At 70.8% G+C, this 22,675-nt stretch carries 24 protein-coding genes; 23 read left to right on the top strand and 1 reads right to left on the bottom strand.

Annotated elements, in window-relative coordinates; genetic code table 11:
• Window positions 1-483 precede the first annotated feature (483 nt).
• The 12 genes from ACIPN7_RS28820 (at window position 484) to ACIPN7_RS28765 (ending at window position 11,046) form a co-directional block, all read left to right on the top strand.
• Window positions 484-792: a DUF6112 family protein gene (locus ACIPN7_RS28820; protein ID WP_400550482.1), complete on the top strand. Its 309-nt coding sequence runs from the start codon at window positions 484-486 to the stop codon at window positions 790-792.
• A 112-nt stretch (window positions 793-904) separates the two neighbouring features.
• A complete protein-coding gene (locus ACIPN7_RS28815) occupies window positions 905-1,279 on the top strand; it encodes a DUF6112 family protein (protein WP_400550480.1) in 375 nt (124 codons plus the stop codon).
• Complete coding sequence (locus tag ACIPN7_RS28810) at window positions 1,279-2,667, top strand: conjugal transfer protein TrbL (protein ID WP_400550478.1); 1,389 nt, start codon at window positions 1,279-1,281, stop codon at window positions 2,665-2,667. Before ACIPN7_RS28815 ends, ACIPN7_RS28810 begins: the two co-directional genes overlap by 1 nt.
• Window positions 2,668-2,670: 3 nt before the next feature.
• Window positions 2,671-4,122, top strand: a complete 1,452-nt coding sequence (locus ACIPN7_RS28805; protein ID WP_400550476.1) for an SCO6880 family protein — start codon at window positions 2,671-2,673, stop codon at window positions 4,120-4,122.
• 35 nt (window positions 4,123-4,157) lie between these two features.
• Entirely contained in the window at window positions 4,158-4,577 is a 420-nt protein-coding gene (locus tag ACIPN7_RS28800; protein ID WP_400550474.1) for a hypothetical protein, read from the top strand.
• Between the two features lie 36 nt (window positions 4,578-4,613).
• Window positions 4,614-5,084 (top strand): hypothetical protein, encoded by a 471-nt coding sequence (locus ACIPN7_RS28795; RefSeq protein ID WP_400550472.1) that lies wholly within the window; start codon window positions 4,614-4,616, stop codon window positions 5,082-5,084.
• A gap of 32 nt (window positions 5,085-5,116) precedes the next feature.
• Window positions 5,117-5,434 (top strand): transposase, encoded by a 318-nt coding sequence (locus tag ACIPN7_RS28790; RefSeq protein ID WP_400550470.1) that lies wholly within the window; start codon window positions 5,117-5,119, stop codon window positions 5,432-5,434.
• A gap of 180 nt (window positions 5,435-5,614) precedes the next feature.
• Window positions 5,615-6,475 (top strand): hypothetical protein, encoded by an 861-nt coding sequence (locus ACIPN7_RS28785; RefSeq protein WP_400550468.1) that lies wholly within the window; start codon window positions 5,615-5,617, stop codon window positions 6,473-6,475.
• A 58-nt stretch (window positions 6,476-6,533) separates the two neighbouring features.
• On the top strand, window positions 6,534-7,010 hold the full coding sequence (locus ACIPN7_RS28780) for a hypothetical protein (protein ID WP_400550467.1): 477 nt from the start codon (window positions 6,534-6,536) through the stop codon (window positions 7,008-7,010).
• Window positions 7,007-8,560, top strand: a complete 1,554-nt coding sequence (locus ACIPN7_RS28775) for an ATP-binding protein (RefSeq protein WP_400550465.1) — start codon at window positions 7,007-7,009, stop codon at window positions 8,558-8,560. Before ACIPN7_RS28780 ends, ACIPN7_RS28775 begins: the two co-directional genes overlap by 4 nt.
• Window positions 8,561-9,437: 877 nt before the next feature.
• Window positions 9,438-10,514, top strand: a complete 1,077-nt coding sequence (locus ACIPN7_RS28770; RefSeq protein ID WP_400550463.1) for a DNA-processing protein DprA — start codon at window positions 9,438-9,440, stop codon at window positions 10,512-10,514.
• 49 nt (window positions 10,515-10,563) lie between these two features.
• Complete coding sequence (locus ACIPN7_RS28765; RefSeq protein ID WP_400550461.1) at window positions 10,564-11,046, top strand: hypothetical protein; 483 nt, start codon at window positions 10,564-10,566, stop codon at window positions 11,044-11,046.
• Window positions 11,047-11,124: 78 nt separating this feature from the next.
• On the opposite strand, the gene ACIPN7_RS28760 is transcribed toward ACIPN7_RS28765, so the two are convergent.
• Window positions 11,125-11,283 carry a hypothetical protein gene (locus tag ACIPN7_RS28760; RefSeq protein ID WP_400550459.1) on the bottom strand — a complete coding sequence of 53 codons (159 nt, stop codon included), beginning with the start codon at window positions 11,281-11,283 and terminating at the stop codon, window positions 11,125-11,127.
• Between the two features lie 246 nt (window positions 11,284-11,529).
• Between ACIPN7_RS28760 and ACIPN7_RS28755 the strand changes: the two genes are divergently transcribed.
• The 11 genes from ACIPN7_RS28755 to ACIPN7_RS28705 all read left to right on the top strand — a co-directional run bounded on the left by ACIPN7_RS28755 (window position 11,530) and on the right by ACIPN7_RS28705 (window position 22,620).
• Window positions 11,530-12,624 (top strand): ArdC-like ssDNA-binding domain-containing protein, encoded by a 1,095-nt coding sequence (locus ACIPN7_RS28755; RefSeq protein WP_400550457.1) that lies wholly within the window; start codon window positions 11,530-11,532, stop codon window positions 12,622-12,624.
• Complete coding sequence (locus ACIPN7_RS28750; protein ID WP_400550455.1) at window positions 12,621-13,277, top strand: hypothetical protein; 657 nt, start codon at window positions 12,621-12,623, stop codon at window positions 13,275-13,277. Before ACIPN7_RS28755 ends, ACIPN7_RS28750 begins: the two co-directional genes overlap by 4 nt.
• Window positions 13,278-13,306: 29 nt before the next feature.
• Window positions 13,307-15,226, top strand: a complete 1,920-nt coding sequence (locus ACIPN7_RS28745; protein ID WP_400550484.1) for a type IV secretory system conjugative DNA transfer family protein — start codon at window positions 13,307-13,309, stop codon at window positions 15,224-15,226.
• The gene (locus ACIPN7_RS28740) at window positions 15,226-16,407 is read left to right on the top strand and encodes a hypothetical protein (RefSeq protein ID WP_400550453.1); all 1,182 of its coding nucleotides are present in this window, start codon (window positions 15,226-15,228) and stop codon (window positions 16,405-16,407) included. The genes ACIPN7_RS28745 and ACIPN7_RS28740 overlap by 1 nt, the downstream gene beginning before the upstream one ends.
• A 98-nt stretch (window positions 16,408-16,505) precedes the next feature.
• The gene (locus tag ACIPN7_RS28735) at window positions 16,506-17,513 is read left to right on the top strand and encodes a hypothetical protein (RefSeq protein WP_400550451.1); all 1,008 of its coding nucleotides are present in this window, start codon (window positions 16,506-16,508) and stop codon (window positions 17,511-17,513) included.
• Window positions 17,514-17,581: 68 nt separating this feature from the next.
• Window positions 17,582-18,562 carry a hypothetical protein gene (locus tag ACIPN7_RS28730; RefSeq protein WP_400550449.1) on the top strand — a complete coding sequence of 327 codons (981 nt, stop codon included), beginning with the start codon at window positions 17,582-17,584 and terminating at the stop codon, window positions 18,560-18,562.
• Window positions 18,563-18,810: 248 nt separating this feature from the next.
• A complete protein-coding gene (locus ACIPN7_RS28725; protein WP_400550447.1) occupies window positions 18,811-18,999 on the top strand; it encodes a hypothetical protein in 189 nt (62 codons plus the stop codon).
• A 71-nt stretch (window positions 19,000-19,070) separates the two neighbouring features.
• Entirely contained in the window at window positions 19,071-19,760 is a 690-nt protein-coding gene (locus ACIPN7_RS28720; RefSeq protein WP_400550446.1) for a hypothetical protein, read from the top strand.
• A gap of 588 nt (window positions 19,761-20,348) precedes the next feature.
• Window positions 20,349-20,762, top strand: a complete 414-nt coding sequence (locus tag ACIPN7_RS28715) for a single-stranded DNA-binding protein (RefSeq protein WP_400550444.1) — start codon at window positions 20,349-20,351, stop codon at window positions 20,760-20,762.
• Entirely contained in the window at window positions 20,759-21,649 is an 891-nt protein-coding gene (locus ACIPN7_RS28710) for a hypothetical protein (RefSeq protein ID WP_400550442.1), read from the top strand. Before ACIPN7_RS28715 ends, ACIPN7_RS28710 begins: the two co-directional genes overlap by 4 nt.
• Window positions 21,646-22,620 (top strand): hypothetical protein, encoded by a 975-nt coding sequence (locus ACIPN7_RS28705; RefSeq protein WP_400550440.1) that lies wholly within the window; start codon window positions 21,646-21,648, stop codon window positions 22,618-22,620. The genes ACIPN7_RS28710 and ACIPN7_RS28705 overlap by 4 nt, the downstream gene beginning before the upstream one ends.
• Window positions 22,621-22,675 lie beyond the last annotated feature (55 nt).

Below are 22,675 nucleotides of genomic sequence, written 5' to 3'. Positions count from 1 at the left end.
TCCTCGGAGTAGTTCTTCCTGGCCATAGTTCCTGATCATCTCGCTTCCCCAGCAGATGCTGGAATCAGCGTGTCCAAGAACCAGGGTCAGGCCCCCTGACCACAACAGGCCGGTCGGGCACCGCCGGAACTCGAATGCGACAACCTGAGGACGCCACCTGACCATCGGTCAGCCCCGCGGCGATCTACGCCGCGTTCGGAACTGGTCACTCACCTGTACCTCAGGCACCAACGGCGCAGCACACCGCCCGACCGAACTCCCGGCGATAGAGACAGCCCCCCAACAGTCGGGCGGCCCTAACCACCCGAGACCCCGGCGTTCGGCACGCACGAGGAAAACGACAGATCGATGAGAAGAAATGACCGACAGATCGATGAGAAACCACGCCAGTGCCCGCACCACGAGCCGCAGCGACCGACAACTACGGCGAGAACCTACAGTCGTCCTGCCCGCCACCGGGTCCTGCCGGACGGAGGCGACGCCATGACGAGCTCAGCGATCTCCCTCGCGGTCACCGCCCTCCTGGTCTCCGGAGTCGGTCCGGACTTCGGAGCGGTGACCGGTAGCCGCCTGTACCCGATCATCGGCGCCGTGCTGACCATCGCCCTGGTGCTCGCCGTAGCGATGTTCGTGGTCTGCGCGTTCGTCTGGCCCATCGCGTCGGCATCCGGGAACTGGCAGGCCACCAGTAAGGCCCGCACCGGCGTCCTGATCTCCTTCGCCGGCGCCATCCTGACCGGCGGGGCCTTGGCCTGGATGAACTGGCTGATCGACCTCGGCCGCACCTTCTAACCCCGGTCGGCGGTAACCCCCTCCAGCAGGCAGCACGCCCTGACGGCCCCGGGCGTGGTGCGAGCAGCACACCTGCCCAGCGCAGATATCACCGCGCTGAGGGAGAACCGCCATGCTGCACGTCCAGACCGTCACCCACGCCGCTTCCGCCGCGGCTACCCACGCTGTCGAGCACGCCACCCTGATCGCGGCGGGACTTGCGACCCGGGTGTCCGGGGACATCGACATCCGGCCGAACACCAGCGGCCTGCCGGGGATCCCGCAGCTGAAGGAGATCGTCGGGGCGATCATGAGCATCGGCCTGATCCTGGCCGTGGTCGCGCTGATCATCGCCGCGATCGTGTGGGCGTTCGGCGCCAACTCCTCCAACCCGCACCTCGCGGGCAGGGGCAAGACCGGGATCCTGGTCGCCGCCACAGCCGGAGTTCTCTGTGGTGCCGCCGTGGCCCTGGTGAACTTCGGCTGGGACCTCGGGCAGCAGATCTGATGGACATCTGCTCCCTCCCGTTCGTCGCACAGGTCTGCGCCGGCTCCGCCAACACGGCCGCGTCCCCGATCCAGCCGTTGGCCGATCTGGTCGGGGACCTGGCTGCCTGGGTCATGGAAGGCATGTGGGCCCTGATGGTCACCACCACGATGACCGACGTGACCAGCCCCCAGTTTCGTCGGGTCTACGCCTTGGTGTTCGGGATCGCGGTCCTGGTCATGCTGCTGTTCTTCCTGCTGCAGGTCATCACCGGCATGACCCGCCGCGACCCCGCCGCGCTCGGCCGCGCCGTCCTCGGGCTGGGCAAGTCGATCCTGGGGTCGTTCCTGGTGGTGACGCTGACGGCGGCGCTGCTGGAGATCACCGACCAGTTCTGCCACGGCCTCGTCCAAGCGGCCGGCACCACCATGGAACAGGTCGGCGATCGCCTGATCGTCATGGTCACGGGGATCTCCATCTCCACGGCGGTGGTCGGTGTCGGGCCCCTGTTCGCGGTGTTCCTGGCCGGGCTCGCATTCACCGGTGCATTCACGGTGTGGATCAGCCTGCTGGTCCGCTCCGCCCTCATCCTGATCGCGATCGCCCTGGCACCCCTGGCCTTGGCTGGGGCGTCGTGGGACGCGACCCGGGGGTGGGTGACCAAGTGGGCCACGTTCACCATCGCGCTCATCGTGTCCAAGCTGGTGCTGGTGGTGATCTTCCTGATCGCGACCGAGCAGATGTCCGCCCCCATCCAGGTCGACATCGCCTCCGTCGCCGAACCCCTGACCGGGATCGTGCTGCTCGTGATCGGTGCCTTTGCGCCGTACCTGACGTACAAGTTCCTCAACTTCCTCGGCTTCGACCTCTACCAAACGATGACCACCGAGACCGACGCCAAAGATGCTCTCAATCGGCCCGTCCCCTACCTGCCCGGCGGGTGGCCCCGCCCCAACCCCGCCAAGGTCCTGGACTCCGACGGGACCACCGACGGCGGCGGTGCCACCGACGGGGCAGGCGACGGCGCCGCCAAGACCACGACCGCCACTGGCGGTACGAGCGTGGGCGGCGGCACTGGCTCTGCTACCGGAACGGGCACCAATGCTGGGGCCGGCGCCAGCGTCGGCGCGAATGCGGGTGCTGGTGCTGGTGCTGCGGCAGCTGGGCCAGGAGCCCCTGTCGTCGCAGGGGCCGCGCTGGCCAAGGCCGCCTTCGACTCGGGCCGCGGCACGGGGCAGGCCCTGGGTGGGCAGGCCGCACAGACCAGCGACAGCGCGACCGCCGACCAGCCCACACCAGCCGGCACCCTGGCCGGCGGGCGCCCGGCGGCACCAGCCGGTGATGGTCCGCAGCCGTCGTCGGCATCGCCCCGGGAGCAGCCCGGGATCCTGTTCCAGGACGGAGAGTGACCCATGGCCGATCACGCCCCCACCGGGCAGCTTCGCGCGGTGAAGTTCTCCCGGTTGTCCAAGCGGGCCCTGCTCCTGGGCCTGACCGCGACCCAGCTGGCCACCATCGGCACCGGCGGTCTGCCGCTGGTAGTCGCGCTCTACACCGGCACCGGCGCCCTCTACGCAGCTGTCCTTCTAGCCGTGGCCGCGGCCGCCGCGCTCGTGCCGGTGAGCGGGCGGCAGGCGATCGCCTGGGTCCCGATCGCGGGCTCGTGGGCCTGGCGCACCGTCACCGGGCAGCTGAATTTCCGCGCACGGATCACCGGACGGACGGCACGGCCTCGCCCGGCCGGGACCCTGGCCCTGCCTGGGGACGTCGCGGCGCTGCGCCAGTACACCGACCCCGTCACCGGCGCCGTGCTCGTGCACGACCCGCACGCCGCGACCCTGACCACGCTGCTGCCGGTCACCCACCCCGCGTTCGTGCTCCTGGACCCGGGCGAGCAGCAACGCCGCGTCACGGCCTGGGGCCGGGTGCTGGCCACGGTCTCCCGGTCCGGGCACATCGCCGCCCTGCAGGTCACCGAACGCACCCTGCCCGGGTCAGGTGCCTCGCTGGCTGACTGGTGGCAGACCCACGGCACCCACGACGGGTCCTTCGCCTCCCGCACCTACGCCGATCTGATCGAGCGGGCCGGACCGGCCGGGGAACAGCACGCCACGACCATCGCACTGTCCCTGGACATGAACTCCGCTGCGCGGACCATCCGGTCCGCCGGCGGCGGGCTGCGCGGGGGCGCGGCGGTACTGCGGCAGGAGGTCGAGACCCTGACCATCGCGCTACGCGCCGCGGACCTCACCCCCGGCGAGCCCTACGACGCGGGACGGCTCGCCATCCACCTCCGTACCGCGTACGACCCAGTGATCGGCCCCGCCCTGGAACGCCACCCCACCCTCGGGCGGGAGCTGGCCGCCGCCGGCCCCATCGCGGTGACCGAGACGTGGGGCAACCTGCGCGCCGACGGCGCCCACCACTGTGTTCTGTGGATCTCGCAGTGGCCCCAGTCTCGGACCTACCCCGGGTTCCTCGGTCCTCTCCTGCTGTCCTCCGGCGTTCAGCGGACCATCGCGTTGACCTACCGGCCGGTGCGCCCGGACGTCGCGATGCGGGAGCTGCGCCGGCGGCGCACCGGGCACCTGTCCGACGCCACCCAGCGTGCCCGCATGGGACAGACCACCGACGCGACCGACCAGGCCGAGCTCGCCGACGTCCTGCAGCAAGAGGCCGATCTGGCCGCCGGCCACAGCCTCCTGACGACCACAGGTCTGATCACCATCAGCGCGAACGACGCCGAGCGGCTCGAGCACGACGTCGCCGCCGTCGAACAGGCCGCCATCCAGGCCGGGGTAGAGACCCGGCGGCTCTGGGGACAGCAGGCCCAGGCGTTCGCCCGCACGATCCTGCCGGGTTGAGCCTGCTACCGGCGGTGCTGGTGCACCTGTGGTGCATGAACACACGCACACTCCAGCTCAACGAAGGGCCGGTCATCACCCAGATCGGGCCTCTGTATCTCTCGCTGCGACACACCGGTGACGAGCCGGGCGAGGGCGGCGAGGTTCTGCACCGGTACAGCTACCTCGTCATCAACCAGCAGCCAGCCGGGCAGCGGTACCGCGCCACCGACCTGCACAACCAAGGCCCCGTCGATACCGACGCCGCCATGTGCTACCTGCTGGGGCACCTGTGGGCCGTCGGGCACACCGTGCGCAACTGCCAGCCCGACGGGTCGATGGATTACCTGCCGCAGTGGCTGCGGACCATCACGGCCGACTACCTGGACGAGCTCCTGGAGGGCATGGAGCTGCACGAGGAGGTCCTGGTTGGGCCGACCGACAAGACGTTCGACTTCGACGACCCCGAGTCCTGACCCCACGCCCGGACCAGCGCCCCAGAAGGAGCCGCCATGACAACCTCACCCTCACCCTGGGTCCTCGACGCGCACTCCACCGAGATCGACGCGGATCCCGTCGAGACCGCCGCGGCCATCGCGAAGGCGATGCGCCGCCTGGCCCGCGAGACCAGCAGCCTGGCCACCCTTGACCAGCAGGCGCCCCAGATCACCAACGAGCTCCTGAATGCGCTGCGCGACATGGCCACGGTCACCACCCACCTGGCTCGCCTCAGCTTCGAGCACCCCGCTCCCTCGGCCCGGGACGGAGACCTCGGCGCCTTCCCGCCCAGCTCACCTGCCATCCGAGCCGCGAACGGGTTCACCGAAGCCACCCACCTGATCTACCGCGCCTGTCAACCCCTGGCCGGGGCCCAGAACGAGACGGCCCGCTCGACCAGCACTACTCAACCCGGTCTCACACCGTCGACCCCCGACCCGGGTTACTCACGTCGAGAGGAGCCCACGCATGAGCCCTCGCTGTAACCACCACCGCGAGCCCGACGAAGGAGAGTCCCATGGGACGACCACCCGCTATCCCCACCGAGGCCAAGCAGCGCATCGTGCTGGCCATCTTGTCCGGCGAGCTGAGCATCGCCCAGGCCGCACGGGAGGAGCACGTCGCCGAGCAGTCCATCTCTCGGTGGAAGGCCGACTTCCTCAAGGCCGGCAACGCCGCGCTCCTGCCTGGCGGCGCCACGAGGTCCTCCTCGCAGGAAGAGCATTTGCGGGCGCAGGTCCAGGACCTGACCCAGGCTCTGGGCGAAGCGATGCTCGAAGCCTGGCGGTGGAAGAGGAACGCCCAGTCCCGCCTGAACGCCCCAGCCTCGATGTAGGACGGCGCCTCACGACCGGCCGCGCGGACCACTCGTGACCCGCGCGGCCGGCGGCTTGCCCGACCATCGACAACTCAACCGACGATGCTGGTGCCCGTCGGAACACACCTGTCCGGCATGAACGATCACCACGCACTCAGCACCCGAAAGCTGGTCGCACGCCAGGCTGGTTCCCTTCACTTGGCGCTGTGGCACGACGGCATCACCCCGGACGAGCACGGCGGCTACCGCCAGCGCTACGCCTACCGCATCGCGGATGCCACCGCTCCCGGCGCACTGCCTCACGACGGGCGGGACATCCATTCCGGCGTCGGCGTCGAGGCCGACACCACCGCAGGGATGAGCGCCCTCGTGGCGTATCTGTCCGCGGCGGCTGACGCCTACCGATATCAGATGAGCAACCCGCTCAGCGCCCCGGAGAACCTGGACCTGTTCCCCGCCTGGGTCACCGAGGCCGCGTACCTCAACTCCGACGAGCTGACCATGCTCGCCGACGAGCTGGAGCACCCCGGCGGTTCCAGCTCGATCGAGCCGCCCACGGCGGAAACATCACCGGTCGCCCCCGCTGTTCCGGAGCCCACCGACGATGGCCCGGCATGGCCGCCCGGCCGGTACTACACCGTGATCTTCGTCCAAGACGAGGAAGGGCACGCCGTCGTGGACCTCCTGCAGGAGCAAGGCACACAGGCCGCGATCGACCACCTGGCGCAGTGGGACTACGGGTCCGAGACGCTGGAAGCGGCCCTGTTCAACCAGGACTACCACGCCGACGTCCCGCACTACCCAGGCACCCGTCAAGCCACCGACGGCCCCTACGTCCTGACATATCAGCTCGGTCTGGGGACCGTGCATCTGCTGCGTGAGTTCCCCGCCGAGGCCCCGGGTGGGTGGCCCGACCGGTACACCGGCCTCACCGACCCCACGCCCCTCAGCAGGCCTGCGGCGCTCAAGCAGACGCTGCCCGCGTCACGGCCGACCAGCCCCCAGGCGCTCTCTCCGCACCCGACCGGGCATCAGCCCGACACCGGTCTGTCCTTGTGACGGTGCCTGGCGCGCACCTGCTCGGTGTTCCAGTTCACCGAGGCTCAGGGAGTCCGTCATGGAGACCACCAACCCGCAGCACGACGCCGAGGACGCCGCCGAAGCCCTGCGCCGGCTGGCGCACTCGACCCAGAAGCTCGACGACCCCGCGGACACGTACTGGGTGATCACCGACCTGGCCGCCGTGGTCCGCCGCCTGGAACAGGTCACCGCACAGGTCCAGGCCGCGCACCGCGACAACGTGGACCTGGCCCACGACGACCAGGGCCAGGCCGCGCCCGGGCAGGTCCACGCGCTGACCGCGGTCGAGGACCTGCGCAAGGCCGTCGAGCTGCTCGGCCGGGCGTACGTCAGCCTCGACCTGGCCATGGGCCACTCCGGTGCCATCGCCTGGTACCCCGCCACCAACACCACCGCCGCGGCTGGTGGTGCTGGCCGACCGCGGGCCCAGGCGCGGCACGCCCGCCACGAGACCGACCCCGACAGCAGCCCCAGCACTCGGCCCGCTGGTCGTGCCGCAAGGCGGTCACGATGACGACCTCGGGCCCTAACCGGGATCCGGCACAGCCGCCCAACGCCGGCGCCTCATCGTCGTCGGAGTCCGGTCGGGTCCACACCGCGACCCTGACCACCGGTCGTGAACCAAGGTCGGTACGCCGCGGCCGTCAGCGTGCCGCGGCTGCGGTCCTGGCCCGGGCCCGCCAGGACCGGATGCAGTCCGCTCAGCAGCGCCTGGACGCGGAGCGGGCCGAGGCCCAGGGCCGGCGGTTCCTGCCCCGCTCCGGTGACCACGGGCCCGCAGCGCTGCGCACTCCCATCCGGTTCCGGGTGCCGCGTCATCAGGACACGTCCGCGACCTGGGGTGCCGCGTACCCATTCCTCGCCGAAGGCGGCCTGGGTGCCGACGGAGTGTTCGTCGGCCGCGATCTGCACTCCGGGTCGTCATTCGTCTACGACCCGTGGGTGCTGTACCAACGGGGCCTGGTCACCGCACCGAACATGGTCGTGGCCGGGATCGTCGGCGCCGGTAAGAGCGCCCTGGCCAAGGCCCTCTACCTGCGCTCCCTCGCGTTCGGGCGACGGGTCTACATCCCCTGCGACCCCAAAGGCGAACACACCGCCGTCGCCCACGCGGTCGGCGGCCGAGCCATCGCCCTCGGCCCCGGGACGGCCGCGAGGCTCAACCCGCTCGACGAAGGCCATCGCCCGCTCGGCACGGATGACGCGGCGTGGGCGGAGCAGGTCGCCGCACGGCGCCGGACCCTGATCGGTGCGCTGACCGAGACGATGCTCAACCGGCCCCTGCACCCGGTGGAGCACACGGCGATCGACATCGCCCTGCACGCCACCGTCCGCACCAGCACCGTGCCGATCCTGCCGACCGTCGTCGACCACCTCCTGGCCCCCGACAAGAACGACGACCTTGACGGCCGCCTGACCGAGGACGGACGACACGTCGCCCACGCGCTGCGCCGGCTGGTGCGCGGCGACCTCGCAGGGTTGTTCGACGGGCCCTCGACCGTCGCGTTCGACCCGTCGCTGCCGATGCTGTCCCTGGACCTGTCCCGGGTCGCGGAGAACGACTCCGCGCTCAGTGTGCTGATGACCTGCGCGTCAGCGTGGATGGAGGGCGTGCTGGCAGATCCCGACGGTGGGCAACGCTGGGTGGTGTACGACGAGGCCTGGCGGCTGATGTCCCACCCCGCGCTGCTGCGCCGCATGGACGCGCACTGGCGCCTGGCCCGCCACTACGGCATCGCGAACATGCTCGTCATCCACCGCCTGTCGGACCTGGACAACGTCGGCGACACCGGCACCGCACAACGCTCCCTCGCCGCAGCTCTCCTGGCCAACGCCGAAACACGGGTCATCTACCGGCAGGAGACCGACCAGCTCGGCAGCACCGCCCAAGCGCTGGACCTGACCCGCACCGAGGCAGCGCTCCTGCCCACCCTCGGTCTCGGCCAGGGGCTGTGGCGCATCCGGAGAAGGTCCTTCCTGGTCCAGGCCCAGCTCCACCCCGACGAAGCCCAACTCTTCGAAACTGGGGCCAAAGCATCAGCGCTGAATCGGCCGCAAACATGATGCCCATCAGCACCGAACTCGCACGCGATCTGCAAGCAGAACGCGAGCATTCTGCACTCATTCTGAAGACAGATCGCAAGCAGGTAGGTCGGCGGGCAACGTCGTCGGGCCGGACAGATCTATCACCACCATTGCCAATGACCATCAGCGATCTATCGCACCCCTATCACAACCGCATTCCTCCCCTATGCAAAGACGATTGGCAATGACGGATCGAGTCGCCCCATTCAGGGAGATGGCCTGTGCCGATACCAGAGTTACAGACTCCCGGAGTACCAAACTCCGTAAGCCTGGAAAATCGACACTTCCGATCTCCGGACGTCCGGAACTCCGTAGCTTTGGCGCCGTTGACAGTCCACGATCGGGCATCTATGTTCTCGGCCATGAACCCGGAATCTCTGAAGAAGTGCGGGACCTGTCTCCGGCGTCGTCCAGTTGCAGAATTCGCCATATCATCACGACGCTCGCGCGACGGCCTGGCGAACGTCTGCATGGCGTGCGTGAGGTTTTTGAAGGCTGTACGCGCCGGCCAGTTCGACGAACAGGACGCGCCGGGCGGACCCGTTGATACCGCCCTGTCGGACCACGGGTACCAGTGGTGGGACTACCGTCCTCGAGGAGCCCTGGCGCGAGTCCGGGTGCTGTACGGTCCCGACGGCCGGCCGGTGGACGTGTCCGTGGCGCTCGCCCAGATCGAGGCGGCCCTCGGCGCCCCCGCCGGTTGCTGGCGGCCGGCAGGGCGCCGGCATGTCTGCCGACGGTCGTGCTGCACGCGACGCCACCGCCCCTGACCGGATCCTCTGGCTCATCGCCGCTGCGGGTCTGACGGTGCGGGTGCACCTGGTGGGTACCAAGACACCAGACCAGGGGGCACAGCATGGACGAGCAGGGGCCGGACCGCGCAAAGCAGGACCTGACGCGGGCCGCGGAGCAGGATCTGTCCGAGATCGCGGACATCGGGGCCGACGAGCGCAGTGCGCGGGTCGTCCTGGCCATGGGGTGCGAGCCCGGTGACGAGCTCGCACCCCAGCTCGTGTCCGCGCACGGCGCCGCCGGGCTCGTGCGACGGATCGCCGACGGCACGCTAGAGGCCGAGAGCCAGCGTCTGGCACGCTGGCGCCAGGACGTCGTGAGCCGGTTGGACCTCGCGGAGGTCAGCCGGGTCCTGCTGCGCACCGAGGTGCTCGGGCTGGGCACCCTGATTCCCGGTGATCCCGGCTGGCCGGCGCTGGCCGGAAACCCGGCCACCCACCCGCTGGTGCTGTGGACTCGTGGTGACGCGTCGCACCTGACCAGCCGTGCGGCCCGAGTGGCGGTGATCGGGGCGCGTATCCCCACCGACTACGGCCGCGATGTCGCCCGCACCCTGGGGATGGATCTGGCCGATCGCGGAGTCACGGTCCTCGGGGCAGGCTGGCCGGGCATCGACGCCACCGTGTTCCACGGTGCCGCGCTCGCCGGTGGACCAGCGATCGCCGTGCTGCCCGCAGGACTGGACCCTCGTACCTACCCCACCGACGAAGCCGCGCTGTTCAAGTCGACCGCGTCCAACGGAGGCGTCCAGGTCAGCGCATGCCCACCAGGCCGCCCCTCGAGCCGTGCCCGCGCCCAGGCCCGTAGCCGGCTCGTGGCGATGCTGGCCGACGCCGTCGTCGTCACCGAGGGCGCCCACCACTGCCAGGCGATCAAGGTCGCCCAGCACGCCGTGCGTCTCGGCATCCCCGTCGGCGCCGTGCCCGGACCGATCACCAGCGTCACCAGCACCGGCAGCAACGAGCTCCTGCACTCGCGTGTGGCGCGGATCATCACGCACGCCGCCGACGCGATGAACCTGATCACCGCACCCCGCCCAGCCACTCCGGCCGCAACTGTCCGCAGGGCCGGGCGGGAGGCCGCGGGTCCACGGCCGGGGACCGACGAGCCGCCACCCCCACCGGCGTTGATCCCGCTCTGACACCAGGAGAAGCCCGAGACCTCACCGAGACGCACGACGGGAGACTGCAATGACCGACGAACTGCCACCGCCTCAGGCGTGGGACCTGCCCGTGGTGCGGGCGTTGGACGCGATCGAGCTCCTGCCCGGGCTGGATCCCGGACATGTTGAGTTCGACCAGTTCCGGTTCTTCGGCGAAAGCTGGGATCATCTGATGCATTCGGCTGTGATCTACGCCTACCAGCCGGTCACAAGCGCACGGCTCACGGTGAGGTTCGCGGTCCGGGGCACCACCTATTCGGTACAGGACCATGACGGGCGACCGTTGACCGCCAGCGGCGTCGCCGACCTGCTGCACGTGCCGCTGGCCAGTGCCGACCGGGCTGTCACCCTGCTCAAGGCCGGGTTGAGCGAGGCACTGAGGATCTACAACGAGGCGCACGCCCCGGCACTCCACCATGAAGGAGGCCCCGTCACTGCGGCAAGGAACGGGGAGCCGTGGCCGTTCGCCGCGCGAACCACCACCGACGAACCACCACGCCCCGCCCTCTGACCCCGCAGTGCAGCAGGCACGGCCTACGCCATCCGGTCTGAGAGGGTCGTCAGGCGGCAGCGCGCAGGGCTTCGCGGGTCACCAAGGTGAGTTCGCCGAGCCCGGTTCGGGTGGCTGCTGGGTGGGGCGGCCAGGAACTCGTTCGCGGTCGGCGCGCCAATGCCCGACGAGGTAGCCGCCGAAGAACGCCAGCAGGATGGCCCCCGCCATCAGCAGCGCCATCAGTTGCCAGGTCACGACAGCACCACTCCTGTTACGCCGCTTCCGGTTGGGCGCGGGCGCCGCTTGTCGTCTGCGCTGCGTCGACCGGCTACCGCGGCATCGTGTCTCACCCGCTCATCGTGCCCGGCGACCGCGTGCGGCACGACCCGGGACACCCCGCTGCGCTCGCGGCACAAGCCGCTCACGCTCGCTCGAAGCGCTGACAGCCAGGCATGGGGTCGCTGACGCACCTACCTCCAACAGGACCTGTGGGAGGACCAGATGCGCAACGACACCCGCTCGCTCGAGCAGAAGATCACCGACCGCGAGGCCAAGCTCGACGCACTGCGTGAGCAGCTCACCAGCGCCGTCGAGCGTCTGGTCACCGGGGATGACTGGCGGCGTGCGATCGAGTTCGCCGCCCGGTTCCGGAGCCGATCGTTCAACAACACCCTGCTCATCTGGGCGCAACACGCTGCGGCCCACGAGGCAGGGCGGGTCCCGGACCCGTACCCGACCCATGTCGCCGGCTTCAAGCAGTGGAAGGCCCTGGGGCGGAGCGTCGACAAGGGCCAGGGCGGCTATCAGATCCTCGCCCCCGTCACCGCACGGGTCGCGGTCACCGAAGACGGCTCGTGGCGACGCCTGAGCAGGGGCGAGAAGCCGGAACCGGGCGAGACCGTCAAGAGCCGCATGGTCGGGGTCCGGCCCGCCTACGTCTGGGACGTCTCCCAGACCTCCGGCGAACCCCTCCCTGCACAGCCCACCCCGACGCTCCTGCACGGCGAAGCACCACCCGGGCTCTGGGACGGTCTCGCCCACCAGATCCGGGCTGCCGGGTTCACGCTCCACGAGGCCCCGAACGCCGCCGCCATCGACGGTGCCAACGGCGTGACGCACTGGCTCAAGCGCACCGTCCACGTCCGGGCCGACATGGACCCTGCTGCCCAGCTCAAGACGCTCGCCCATGAGCTCGGGCACGTCCTCCTGCACGACAGGGACAACGTCGACGCCGTCGTCCACCGAGGCATCGCCGAGGTCGAGGCCGAGTCCTTCGCCCTGATGATGGCCGCCTCGCACGGCATGAACACCGAGCAGTACACCATCCCCTATGTCGCGACCTGGGCCTCCCGCGTACCCGGGCAGGACCCGGTCACGACGATCCAGCAGACCGCCGCACGCGTCCGTACCGCGGCCCTGCAAGCCCTCGACAGGCTCGAAACACCCCAGATCCCGGACGGCGAACCACCCACGCCGTCAGACTCCACCCCGGTCGCCGGCCCCAGGACTGGACCGCGAAAGACGCCAGGCGCCGACCAGTCCGCACAGCCACGGCCCGCACAAGGCCCGCCTGGCGTCGAAGGACCAGGCCTGTGAGCGGGCGGCCCGTGCCCGTGACGCTGCCCCGCGCGCGCTTCGACGTCGACCCCGACGGGCACCTGACGGCCACGGTCGATGGCCGGCCCTGGCAGCCGCAGAACGACGACCCGACCCAGCCGACCCTGGGCGCGGTGCAGCTGGGCCGCAGCGACGTGCTGTGGGCCAGGCAGCAGATCGCCAACGAGCTGGGCACCCCGGTCCTGGTCGAGGTCGTCGAGGACGGCCGGCCGTACTCCGACGTGATCGATCCCGACGCCTACCGCGCCGAGGAACCGCCCGACGCAGCGGCCGCTTCCGAGGCAGGCGTGGGCCCGTACGCACCTGGTGAGCCGGTCGTCGTCAGTGTCGTCGTCGGTCAGACGTACGCCGACGAGCACGGGCAGGTGCGCTACCGGCTGCCGGCCGCGCTCGGCGACCGGGCCGTGCTGGTCCACGGGGAGACGTCCGGGACCACGCTCCCGCTGGATCGGTCGCCGCTCCCGGAGCCGTCTACCGACGGGTTCGAGGCGGCTTCGCGCTCGTCATTCATGAGCCGCAACCACGACGTCCGCCGGCGTCAGCCCGGTTCAGGTCCGGCCCAGCGTCCCGCCGGGCCCGCACCTGAGCCGACACGTCGGGAACCACAGGATCACGGCCTGGGGGCGCTGTGAAGAGCCCGTCGGCCGCGCCCGGGCGCGCCATGGGTGACGAGCTGACCGACCTCGGCCTGATCGCCCTCGGCGGGCTGCTCGCGCTGGCCGCAGTGCTGCGCGCGGCTGGCAGCCTCGCCGCCTGGGCCACCGACACCGGGGCACCGACCGGGAGCGCGCTGACGGGGCTGGGTGTCCTGCTGCGACCTGCCGACCCCGCCGGCGTGCTCGGAGCCGACGGTCTGCACCCGGTCGCCTACTGGGCCACGGTCGCCCTGCTCCTGGGCGTCCTAGGGGTCGTGGTCTGGCAGGTGACCCAGGTAGTCCTGGGGATGAACCACCGGCAGACCCGCGACCCGCACCACACACCCGGCACGGCGACGCGTCGCGACGTCGCGCACAACGCCTCCGAGCGCGTGCTGCTCAAGCGGTCACGGACGCTGCGCCCGTCGCTACCCAAGCCGACGGCGCCGCAGGTCGGGTACCAGCTCGGGGCCGCTCACGGGCAGGGCGTGTGGGCCTCGGTCGAGGACTCGCTCCTGGTCCTGGGTCCGCCGCGGTCGGGCAAGGGCCTGCACATGGTGGTCAACGCGATCCTCGACGCCCCCGGGGCCGTCGTGACCACTTCCACGCGACCCGACGCCCTGACCGTCACCCTCAAGGCACGCGAACGGGTCGGCCCGGTCGCGGTGTTCGATCCGCAGCACCTGGCCAAGGGGCTGCCGGCCGGGCTGCGGTGGTCGATCGTGCGCGGCTGCGAAGACCCGCTGACCGCGATGATCCGCGCCACCGGCCTCGCCTCCGCGACTGGCTTGGGTGGGGGTGGCACTGAGAACGGCGGGTTCTGGGAGGGCATGACCCGCTCCGCCCTGCAGGCCATGCTGCACGCCGCAGCCCTCGACGGGCGCTCGGCCCGGGACCTGTTCGCATGGTCCAACTCTCCCTCGGCCGCCGAGGATGCCGCCGCGATCCTCGCCTCCCACCCCGGCGCGGCCACGGGGTGGGGGCAGTCGCTGGAGTCGATCATCCAGGCCGACCCCCGCACCCGCGACAGCGCCTGGATGGGCGTCAAGCAGGCGCTGGCCTGCCTGGCCGACCCCCGCGTCCTGGACTCGGTATCCCCCGGCCCGGACGAGTCGTTCGACCCCGAGGCCTTCCTGCGGGACAACGGGACGCTCTATCTCCTGGCCACAGGGGCCGGATCGGTGACGTCAGGGCCGTTGGTGGCGGCGTTCATCGAGGACCTGGTCGAGACCGCCCGCCACCTCGCCGCCGCCTCCCCCGGGGCACGCCTGGACCCGCCGGTGTTGCTGGCGCTGGACGAGATCGGCAACCTCGCACCCCTGCCCTCGCTGCCCACCCTGATGGCCGAAGGCGGTGGCACCGGGCTGACCACCATGCCCGTGCTGCAGTCCCTGGCCCAGGCGCGGGACAAGTGGGGCGAGAACGCCGCCAACGCAATCTGGGACGCCTCGATCGTCAAGGTCATCCTCGGCGGGTCCTCGTCCTCCAAGGACCTGGCGGACTTCTCCTCGCTGATCGGGGAACGCGACGAGTTCACCGACACCCACATCCGCGGCGAACGCGGGTCTCGCTCGATACAGCGTGCGGTGCGACGTGTGGCGATCATGCCGCCACAGGCCATCCGGATGCTGCCGTTCGGGATCAGCCTGGTCCTGCTGCGCGCGGCACCACCGATCATCACCGACCTGCGCACCTGGACCACCCGGGCGGACGCCGACCAGCTCACCACAGACCGCACCCAGGTCGAAACCCTCCTGCAAGCGGCGGCGAGCCGCAGCCGCGGGGTCCCCGGGGATCCCAATGCGACCCGCCCAGACACCGGGCCTGTGCCAGTCGTTGGGCCGGTTGCCCGGACCGGCCCCGCACACCCAGCCGACCCCGGGCACGCACAGGACGAACTGCAGACCGATACGGAGCCGCAGAGCGATACGAAGGAGAGCTTGTGATGGATCACAACTCGTACACCGACGACGAGATCGAATCGGCATGGCAGCGAGCCGACGATCTAGTGATCGACGACCACAACAAGACCGACGCCTCCGAGGCCCACTCCATGGTGGGGGCCCAGCTCTGGACTGCGCTGCGTGCGCTGGGCGCGGTCCACGGGCGGAACAACGAGGGGCCCACCGGTGGTTTCGGTCTCGCTGCGGAGCTGATCATGGGTCCGGCCGTCCCAGACCCGGACCTGGCGGAGCAGGCCGCGACAGTGATGGACCGCTTGGCACTGGAGGACCATTTCCGGGTTTCGGCCGTGGACCGGCACTGGCAGATCGCGATCCACCTATGGCCGGCCCTGAAAGCCATCACGAGCGCGACAGGGCAGCTGAACGGGTCCCTGGTGGCCACGGGTGTCGATGCCGACATGCTCGCTGGCGTCGGTCCGCACCCGTACTACCCGAACGACCCGCACCGCCACCTGACGTTTCACGCACCAATCCCACCCACCGCCCAGTGGCCGCATCACGACCTGCCCGGTCATGGGCTCGGGACTCATGACGATCCGGGCCAGTACGACCTCGTCCTGGCCAACATGGCCTTCCACGACGCAGCCCTGCTCGACCCCGAGCGGCGCACCCGCCTGGGTGCCTATCACCGCGAGCTCCTGGCCAGTGCACTGGACCGGACGGCTCCAGGCGGACTCACGGTCGCGCTGGCCTCGCCCGTCTTCCTCGACCACCCCGAGGCCGACCTGCGTCGGGTGATCGCCGAGCGGGCTGATCTGGTCGGCGCGGTGCGGCTGCCAGCCGGTGCGATGCGCCCTCACAGTCACGCCGAGGGTCCGACCGACGTCCTGGTCCTGCGCCATCGCGTCCCCGGTGAGCCCGGCCCTGGAATCCCCCCAGCGCGCGAGGTCTCGACGAGAACTGGTGCGGCACACCTGAACAAGTACTGGTTCGGCAACCCCGACCACGTCCTCGGCCACCTCGAGCTCTCCGAGGCTGGCCCCTTCACGGTCCTACCCGGGCGTGAACCGCTGGGCCGGCTCCTGCAGGTCGCGTTCGACCAGATCGCTTCCGCGGCCGTCAGCTTCCTGACGGCCGGACAGAGCACGTCGCGGCCGGCTCCCCCGCCAGGACTGGTCGCTGACCCAGGACCCGCGACGGCGGGCGACAGCCCACGGCTGTAACCGCGCCCTGCCGGTCGTACCGCAGCAGGCCCGTCGGACGGTGCTGGTCGCACACCTGAGCAACGACCGCGGTGCGACGCAGAAGCTGGGAGGGTGCCATGGACCGGTACGAGGAGCGGTTGGTCGAGGCTGACCGGGCCGCGATGACCGCGCACTCCCGGGCGGACGCGACCAGCGGTCACCAGTTCCTGGCCGGTCAGATCTGGCACACCGCCCAAGCGCTGGGCGTGCCGCCCGGCGCGGACGTCCTGGTCACAGGGTCTGGGTCCGCGCAGCTGATTGGCACCACACCGGTCACGCACCCGACGGCGAGCATGTGGGAAGGATCCGTCCCATGGCGGGCCCAGGTCCCGCCGCGGTGGCCATACCCCGCTTTCACCGTCAACCACCAGCCCGCCGAGGCCCGGGCCGGCGGCCCGTTCGCCGTCCAGGTCATCTCCCAGGTCGGGCTGGACGTCCACGTCCGCAGCCTGGCGGCCTGGTCCTACCAGCAGCGCCGGTTCCGCGAAGACCTCACCACCGCACTGGAGAAGTCCGTACCGGGTGGGCTCGTGTTCGCGCTGGCCAACCACTCCATCCTGGACAGCGCCGGGCTGGACGATTCCGCACACAACCCGTGGGAGCAGACCGGGCAGGTCGCGGACTTCCTCGGCGCCGCCCGCCTCCCGTCCCACGCGCTGCGGACCGACGACCAGTGTGACGCCCCGGCCGACCTGATGATCTTCCGCCGCCACCTCCCCGGACACGAAAGTGCGGGTAGGGGGCTCGTGGTGCCGCGCTCGCAATGGATGCCGGGCGCCGGGATCCCCGTCACCACCTACTACCGCTCCCATCGTGAGCATGTCCTGGGCCTACCGATGCCCCGGATCGACCAGTGGGACTTGGAACAGCTCGCCGTCATCGATACCAAGCAGACCTGGCAGCACCGGCTGCCCCGCGTCCTGGACCAGATCGCCCAGGCGCACACGCCGACCGTCGCGGGACCGGCGACGGCCTCGGGCCTCAACGTCGTGCCGATGGCTCAGGCCGCTTCGCGCACTAGGTCGTCGGCCCGTGTCGAGACTGACCGACCCGCACAGGCCACGAACCCCGTACCGCCTCTATGAGCCCACCCGCCAAGGCCGGCCGGGACACAACCCGATCAGCACGACCGCCTAGCGACAGGAGCAGCCCGATGAACCCCACGACGACGACCAACAGCCCACCCTCACCCGCCGAACTGCACCGCGCGATGGGAGCGGGCGACCCGGCCGCACTGGCCGATGCCTGGCAGGTGAGCCGGCACCTGTGGCCGATGCTCCGTGCCCTGGGCTACGAGAGCGGGTACCTGGGCGGGCGGGGAGCCAACAGCGACGCGCTGGCCGGCCGCGCACCCCACCTGCGACCCGCGGGCGCACCACCCGGGTACCTCGCGTTCGTGGCCGTGGTCCCGAACGCGGCGATGCACGACAGGATTCGGCTGCACCACCAGGGCGCGGACCTGCCCCGGCTCGCCGAGCACCGCGGGCAGCTGGGCGTCGTGCTGCAGGACGTGCCGTTCAAGCAGACGCGCACCACCCCGGAGAACGCGCGGGCCCTTGCCGGCTACGGCACCAAGGTCCTGACCGAGGGGATCGTCCTGGCTACCCGGGGCGGGATCAGCGTCTCCCTCGTGCACCCGCAGGTCCTGGACAGCCCCGACCCCACCGGGCGCAAGAATCTCGCCCGCCAAGCCGACCTGGTCGGCGCGCTGCGAGTACCGCCACGCCCCTCCCCTGACGGGCTGGGCATGCCGTTCGACGTCGTCTTGCTGCGTCGCCGCCCCACCGGTGCACGCAGCACGGGCCACCCGTTCACCGATATCTCACTGGTCCCGCTCGACGAGAAGCTGGTGACGACCAACGAGTACTTCGCCGCCCACCCCGAACACGTCCTGGGCCCAGTCCTATCCAGATCTGAGGGCCCAATGCTGCTGGCCCCGGTCGCCGACCGGACCCGTCTGGGGCAGCGGATGCAAGAAGTGTTCACCCGGATCGGAGGCGCTGCTACCCAGCACGGGCTCACCGCACCCGGATTCCTCCGCACGCCGACACCCGATCCCGCTCGGACGTCGAGCATGCCGGGGGCCATCGACCATGGCGAACGTCCCGACCCCAGCAGCAGCCTGCGCCTGTGACCGGCAGTAGTCAGGGAACGGCAGCCGATGGTTTCCGGCGACAACGTCGCCGGGGTGCTCGGGGATGCCCAAGGGTCACCAGGACATCTGCTCAGCTGCCACGCTCAGGAACGGCTCTCTCAGCGGGACCGGCCGACGGTGTCACTGAGATCACCCACGCCTTGTGGGATCGGGTACGCGGATGTCAGTGGTCGACCGCATCATTAATGCAGAGCGAGACCACCAGAAAGGGCACCAGCATGAAGGTCGTGGCCACGATCGACACCCGCGCCGCCCTCCGCGGCGACGAGGACTCCCAGGCCCGCGAGATCGAGGCCGAGGCCGAGACCTACGAGGCCGGCCGTGACGAGCTGGAGGCCCAGGTCCCCGAAGGGTGGCTGATGCTCAGCATCGGCGTGCCCGAACGAGCCGACACGTACCAGCCTCGGCGGCGGTAACCCGCCGAAAACCCCGGCCCTGAGGTGCAGTGGGCCGGTGCACGGCAGTGTTGAGCCATACAATAGAACGCATGTTCGATACCATGGCGGCTCCGACAGGGCTGGAGCGTGCCCGCGCGACGCTCCAGTCGGTCGAGCGTCGTGTTGGAGTTGAGCACCACGAACAGGTCGTCGAGCTTGCCCCGCCCTCCCGCGCGCCCCTGACCGCGCTGCTGCCGGGCGGTGACCTACCTGTCGGGGCTGCGGTGACCGTCGGGGACTCGGCGAGCCTGATGTGCTGGCTGCTGGGCGCCACCCAGCGCGACCGGTGGGTCGCGCTGGTCGGCTGGCCCGACCTCAGCCTCGTGGCGCTGGCCGAGGCCGGCGTCGACCTGGACCGTGTCGTCGCCGTGCCCGACGTGGGCGGTCGCGGGGCCGATGTCCTCGCCGCGCTCCTGGGCGGGGTGGAGATCGTCGTCGCGGGCCCCGGTGCCCGACTGACGGCGAGCGAGCGGCGCCGGCTCCTGGCCCGTGCCCGGCAACGCGGCACCACCATCCTGTCGCCGGTGCCCTGGGAGGGTGCGGCGCTCGTACTCGACGTCGAGCAGACCAACTGGAGCGGCCCGGATCACGGAGCGCACTGGCTACGCGAGGCCCGCCTGGTCGTGGTTCGCCGTTCACGCGCGGACGGCGCCGGCGTCCGCTTCGACATCACCCGGCACGGCACCACCGCACCGACCGCGCTCGCCATCCGCGCCGCGGCCCGCCGCAAGGCGGGGTGACCGTGGTGTACGACCTCACGGGCCTGATCAACAACTGGCCCGCCGCTGCCGTCGGAGGCGTGCCCGTCAAGCCCTCCTACACCTGGGACCCGGTCGCAATTCTGGCACGCCTGTGCTGGCCCGAGCGCGCGATCTGGGTCCCCGGACACGCAAACCGGTGGAACAAGAACTTCGTGCTCGTCTACGTGACACCGGACGAGGGCGACCGTCGGAGCGAGACGGGGCTCTGGTTGCACTGGACCGACGTCGCCCGCACGGTGCCCGCCGAGCCCTCCAGAGGCCCGAAGCCTCCCACCGAGCCCATTTCGCGGGCACGCCCAGACGCGCGGTACCAGGCGCCCTCGCTGCGGCCTGGCCGACCGGGACGCCCTGACGCACGCCCTCTTCACTAGACCGGATCGGGCAGGCTGAGCCACCCGATGACTGCCCCGAGTGCTGCTGGGACACGGGCCCGTCGCCCCTCGAGGATTTGCTCCTAGCGCAGTTGCGGTGGGCGCGGTTGTGGTTGCGGTGGGTGTGGTGGTGGTCGTGCACCTGGCAAGGGATACGGACGCAATTCGGCGTCCGTGACCCGAGCAGGGAGCCATCATGACGATCCCCATCCGGCAGAGCCTGGAGGGCGTGTTCCTGACCGGGCTGCGACCCGGCACCACGCGGACAGGCCTGCCCGTGCTGCGTGCCCGGGTACGCGCCCAGCAGTGGCAGCGCGAGGGCGAGACCTTCACGCCCGGTGAACCGGTCACGTGCGACCTGGTCGTCTTCCACGAGTCCACCCAGCGTGCCCGGACCAGGTTCCGCCCCGGCGACGCGTTCATCGCCTCCGGCCACGTCAACACCTACAACGTCACCCACGACGGCAAGCTCATCCAGCGCGAGGAGTTCGTCGCACGGCGGCTCGGCCACGACGCGGCCCGCACCCGGTACAAGGTCACCCGCACCCGCCGACGGCTACGCCCGGCCACGGCACCCGCTGCGGTAACCGGCTCGGGGCGTGCGTCGTGAGCGGCCCGGACCAGGTACATGGCACCGACCCGGACGAACCCGATCTGCCCTGCCCGGCCGCCCAGGGCGAACCGGCGGTCACGCAGAACGGCGTTCCGGCCGATGCGTCCGAGCTCTCGCTCCTGCGGATGCTTGGGTGGCGACCCGGAGACCCGCTGCCCGACGTCGACGGCCTGAATGACGCGCCGGACGAGACCGGCGATGTTCTGCCGTTCCCCGCGATCCGTTCTGCTGGCCCGGGCCCGCGCGAGGCCGTGACGCCCCCGGGTACGGACCTGCTGCTCCCGGCGGAGCCGGAGCCGGTGGTGCCGATCAACTGGAACACCCTGGGCGCGGACCGAGCCGAGCAGGAGTGGTGGCAGCTGGACGCGTTCGTGTACTGGCTGCGCGATGACTTCGGCCTCACCCCGCAGGAGCTGCCGCCGATGTGGCACCGGCACCCCGAGCTGGTCTGGGAGCTGTCCGCGCTGCGCACCTCGTGGTTGGCCGGTCACGCCGAGGACGCCCACCCCGGGTCCCCACTGATGTGGCTGCGCGACCTGTCCGACACACGGCGTCGGCTGCGTGACTGGGTCCAGCGCTGCGGCACCACCCTCACCGAGGACCGACCTACCCGCCGCACGACCTGGCCCGGCGAGGACCCCGCGCCCAGCCCGGTCCCGGTCGCGGTCACCGACCGGGCAGCGGACTTCGCGATCTTCGTCACGGACGACGTCGCGCGGCGCCGTCGGATAGAGGCCGAGGCCCAGGCCGAGATCGAGCGGGTCCGTTCCGAGCGGATCAGTCGCCTGCGCCGGTCCTGGCACCTGCCGAACACGGACGGCGACGGCACGGCTTCAGACGAACACGCGGCCGGCCCTGAGACGGACGAGGAGGACCGGTCATGACCACCGCAGCGCATACGCAACTGGTTCGGGAGCGGGCAGACCGCGCCGCTCTGATCGCACAAGCCCAGGCGGATGCCACCGGTGCGCACGCTCAGCTCGCACCGATGATCTGGGACCTGCTACGAGGCCTGGGGGCACCCGTCGGTGGACGGGCACTGGCGTTCGGCACCGACCCCCAGGTCCTGCTGACCGGCGACCCGAACCGTCCCCAGCCGCGCGACGCGGACGGGTTCCCCGTCCACGACCGGTGGCAGGGCCCGGTACCAGAGGGCCGGCCCGGGGCACACCGCGACGCGTTCCCGGTCACCCGCTACCCACTGAACCTGGCAACCGCGCGACCGTTCGACGTCGGCGTGGCCTCGATGCCGCACAACGACATCCACCTGCGCAGTCGCGAAACCCGGGCCATGCGGCACCACGCCTTCCACCTCCAAGCCCTCGAAGCCCTGACCGGGCTGACACCCGGCGGGCACGCCGTGTTCCTGGTCAACCACACCGTTTTGGATTACCCGGACCCGTCGCGCTGGGCGCGCCTGGCCCAGATGGCCGACTTCCTCGGCGCCGCCCGCCTGCCCTCCCACGCACTCCGGGCCACGCGAGCCTGCGACGCACCAGTCGACGTCCTGGTCCTGCGGCGCCGCGACGGCGGCTACCCGGACGCGGGCCTGCAGTTCCCCGACGTGGACTGGTCGACCGAGGACGGCCTGCACGAGAGCACCTACTTCACCACCCACCCCGACCGAGTGCTGGGTGTTCCTGACGTGGGCACCGACTACTGGGGCTTACAGCAGCTCGCTGTCCACGACCCCGACCGCACCTGGCCCGGCCGCCTGGCCAGCGTGTTCAGCGAGATCGCACAGCAGCACCGTTCTGCCCACACAGCCTCGGACCGGGCCACGCTTCACGGCCCGGCTACACCCCGGCACAGCTTCCCTCGCCCGGGCGGCGAGCCCCCCGCACTGGACCTGTAACCCCTCGCCACCGGCCACCGGCCACCAGATCACCTGACCAATCGACGGAGAGAAC

The sequence above is a fragment of the Promicromonospora sp. NPDC090134 genome, assembly GCF_044746965.1.
GTDB lineage: Bacteria > Actinomycetota > Actinomycetes > Actinomycetales > Cellulomonadaceae > Promicromonospora.
Note: the sequence above shows the minus strand (reverse complement) of the source record. Positions and strands in the feature narration are given on the sequence as shown.

What these genes read in the sequence shown, in the direction of transcription:
- ACIPN7_RS28820 (WP_400550482.1), top strand. Translation starts at nt 484, where the DNA reads ATGACGAGCTCAGCGATCTCCCTCGCGGTCACCGCCCTCCTGGTCTCC.
- ACIPN7_RS28815 (WP_400550480.1), top strand. Translation starts at nt 905, where the DNA reads ATGCTGCACGTCCAGACCGTCACCCACGCCGCTTCCGCCGCGGCTACC.
- ACIPN7_RS28810 (WP_400550478.1), top strand. Translation starts at nt 1,279, where the DNA reads ATGGACATCTGCTCCCTCCCGTTCGTCGCACAGGTCTGCGCCGGCTCC.
- ACIPN7_RS28805 (WP_400550476.1), top strand. Translation starts at nt 2,671, where the DNA reads ATGGCCGATCACGCCCCCACCGGGCAGCTTCGCGCGGTGAAGTTCTCC.
- ACIPN7_RS28800 (WP_400550474.1), top strand. Translation starts at nt 4,158, where the DNA reads ATGAACACACGCACACTCCAGCTCAACGAAGGGCCGGTCATCACCCAG.
- ACIPN7_RS28795 (WP_400550472.1), top strand. Translation starts at nt 4,614, where the DNA reads ATGACAACCTCACCCTCACCCTGGGTCCTCGACGCGCACTCCACCGAG.
- ACIPN7_RS28790 (WP_400550470.1), top strand. Translation starts at nt 5,117, where the DNA reads ATGGGACGACCACCCGCTATCCCCACCGAGGCCAAGCAGCGCATCGTG.
- ACIPN7_RS28780 (WP_400550467.1), top strand. Translation starts at nt 6,534, where the DNA reads ATGGAGACCACCAACCCGCAGCACGACGCCGAGGACGCCGCCGAAGCC.
- ACIPN7_RS28775 (WP_400550465.1), top strand. Translation starts at nt 7,007, where the DNA reads ATGACGACCTCGGGCCCTAACCGGGATCCGGCACAGCCGCCCAACGCC.
- ACIPN7_RS28770 (WP_400550463.1), top strand. Translation starts at nt 9,438, where the DNA reads ATGGACGAGCAGGGGCCGGACCGCGCAAAGCAGGACCTGACGCGGGCC.
- ACIPN7_RS28765 (WP_400550461.1), top strand. Translation starts at nt 10,564, where the DNA reads ATGACCGACGAACTGCCACCGCCTCAGGCGTGGGACCTGCCCGTGGTG.
- ACIPN7_RS28755 (WP_400550457.1), top strand. Translation starts at nt 11,530, where the DNA reads ATGCGCAACGACACCCGCTCGCTCGAGCAGAAGATCACCGACCGCGAG.
- ACIPN7_RS28745 (WP_400550484.1), top strand. Translation starts at nt 13,307, where the DNA reads ATGGGTGACGAGCTGACCGACCTCGGCCTGATCGCCCTCGGCGGGCTG.
- ACIPN7_RS28740 (WP_400550453.1), top strand. Translation starts at nt 15,226, where the DNA reads ATGGATCACAACTCGTACACCGACGACGAGATCGAATCGGCATGGCAG.
- ACIPN7_RS28735 (WP_400550451.1), top strand. Translation starts at nt 16,506, where the DNA reads ATGGACCGGTACGAGGAGCGGTTGGTCGAGGCTGACCGGGCCGCGATG.
- ACIPN7_RS28730 (WP_400550449.1), top strand. Translation starts at nt 17,582, where the DNA reads ATGAACCCCACGACGACGACCAACAGCCCACCCTCACCCGCCGAACTG.
- ACIPN7_RS28720 (WP_400550446.1), top strand. Translation starts at nt 19,071, where the DNA reads ATGTTCGATACCATGGCGGCTCCGACAGGGCTGGAGCGTGCCCGCGCG.
- ACIPN7_RS28715 (WP_400550444.1), top strand. Translation starts at nt 20,349, where the DNA reads ATGACGATCCCCATCCGGCAGAGCCTGGAGGGCGTGTTCCTGACCGGG.
- ACIPN7_RS28705 (WP_400550440.1), top strand. Translation starts at nt 21,646, where the DNA reads ATGACCACCGCAGCGCATACGCAACTGGTTCGGGAGCGGGCAGACCGC.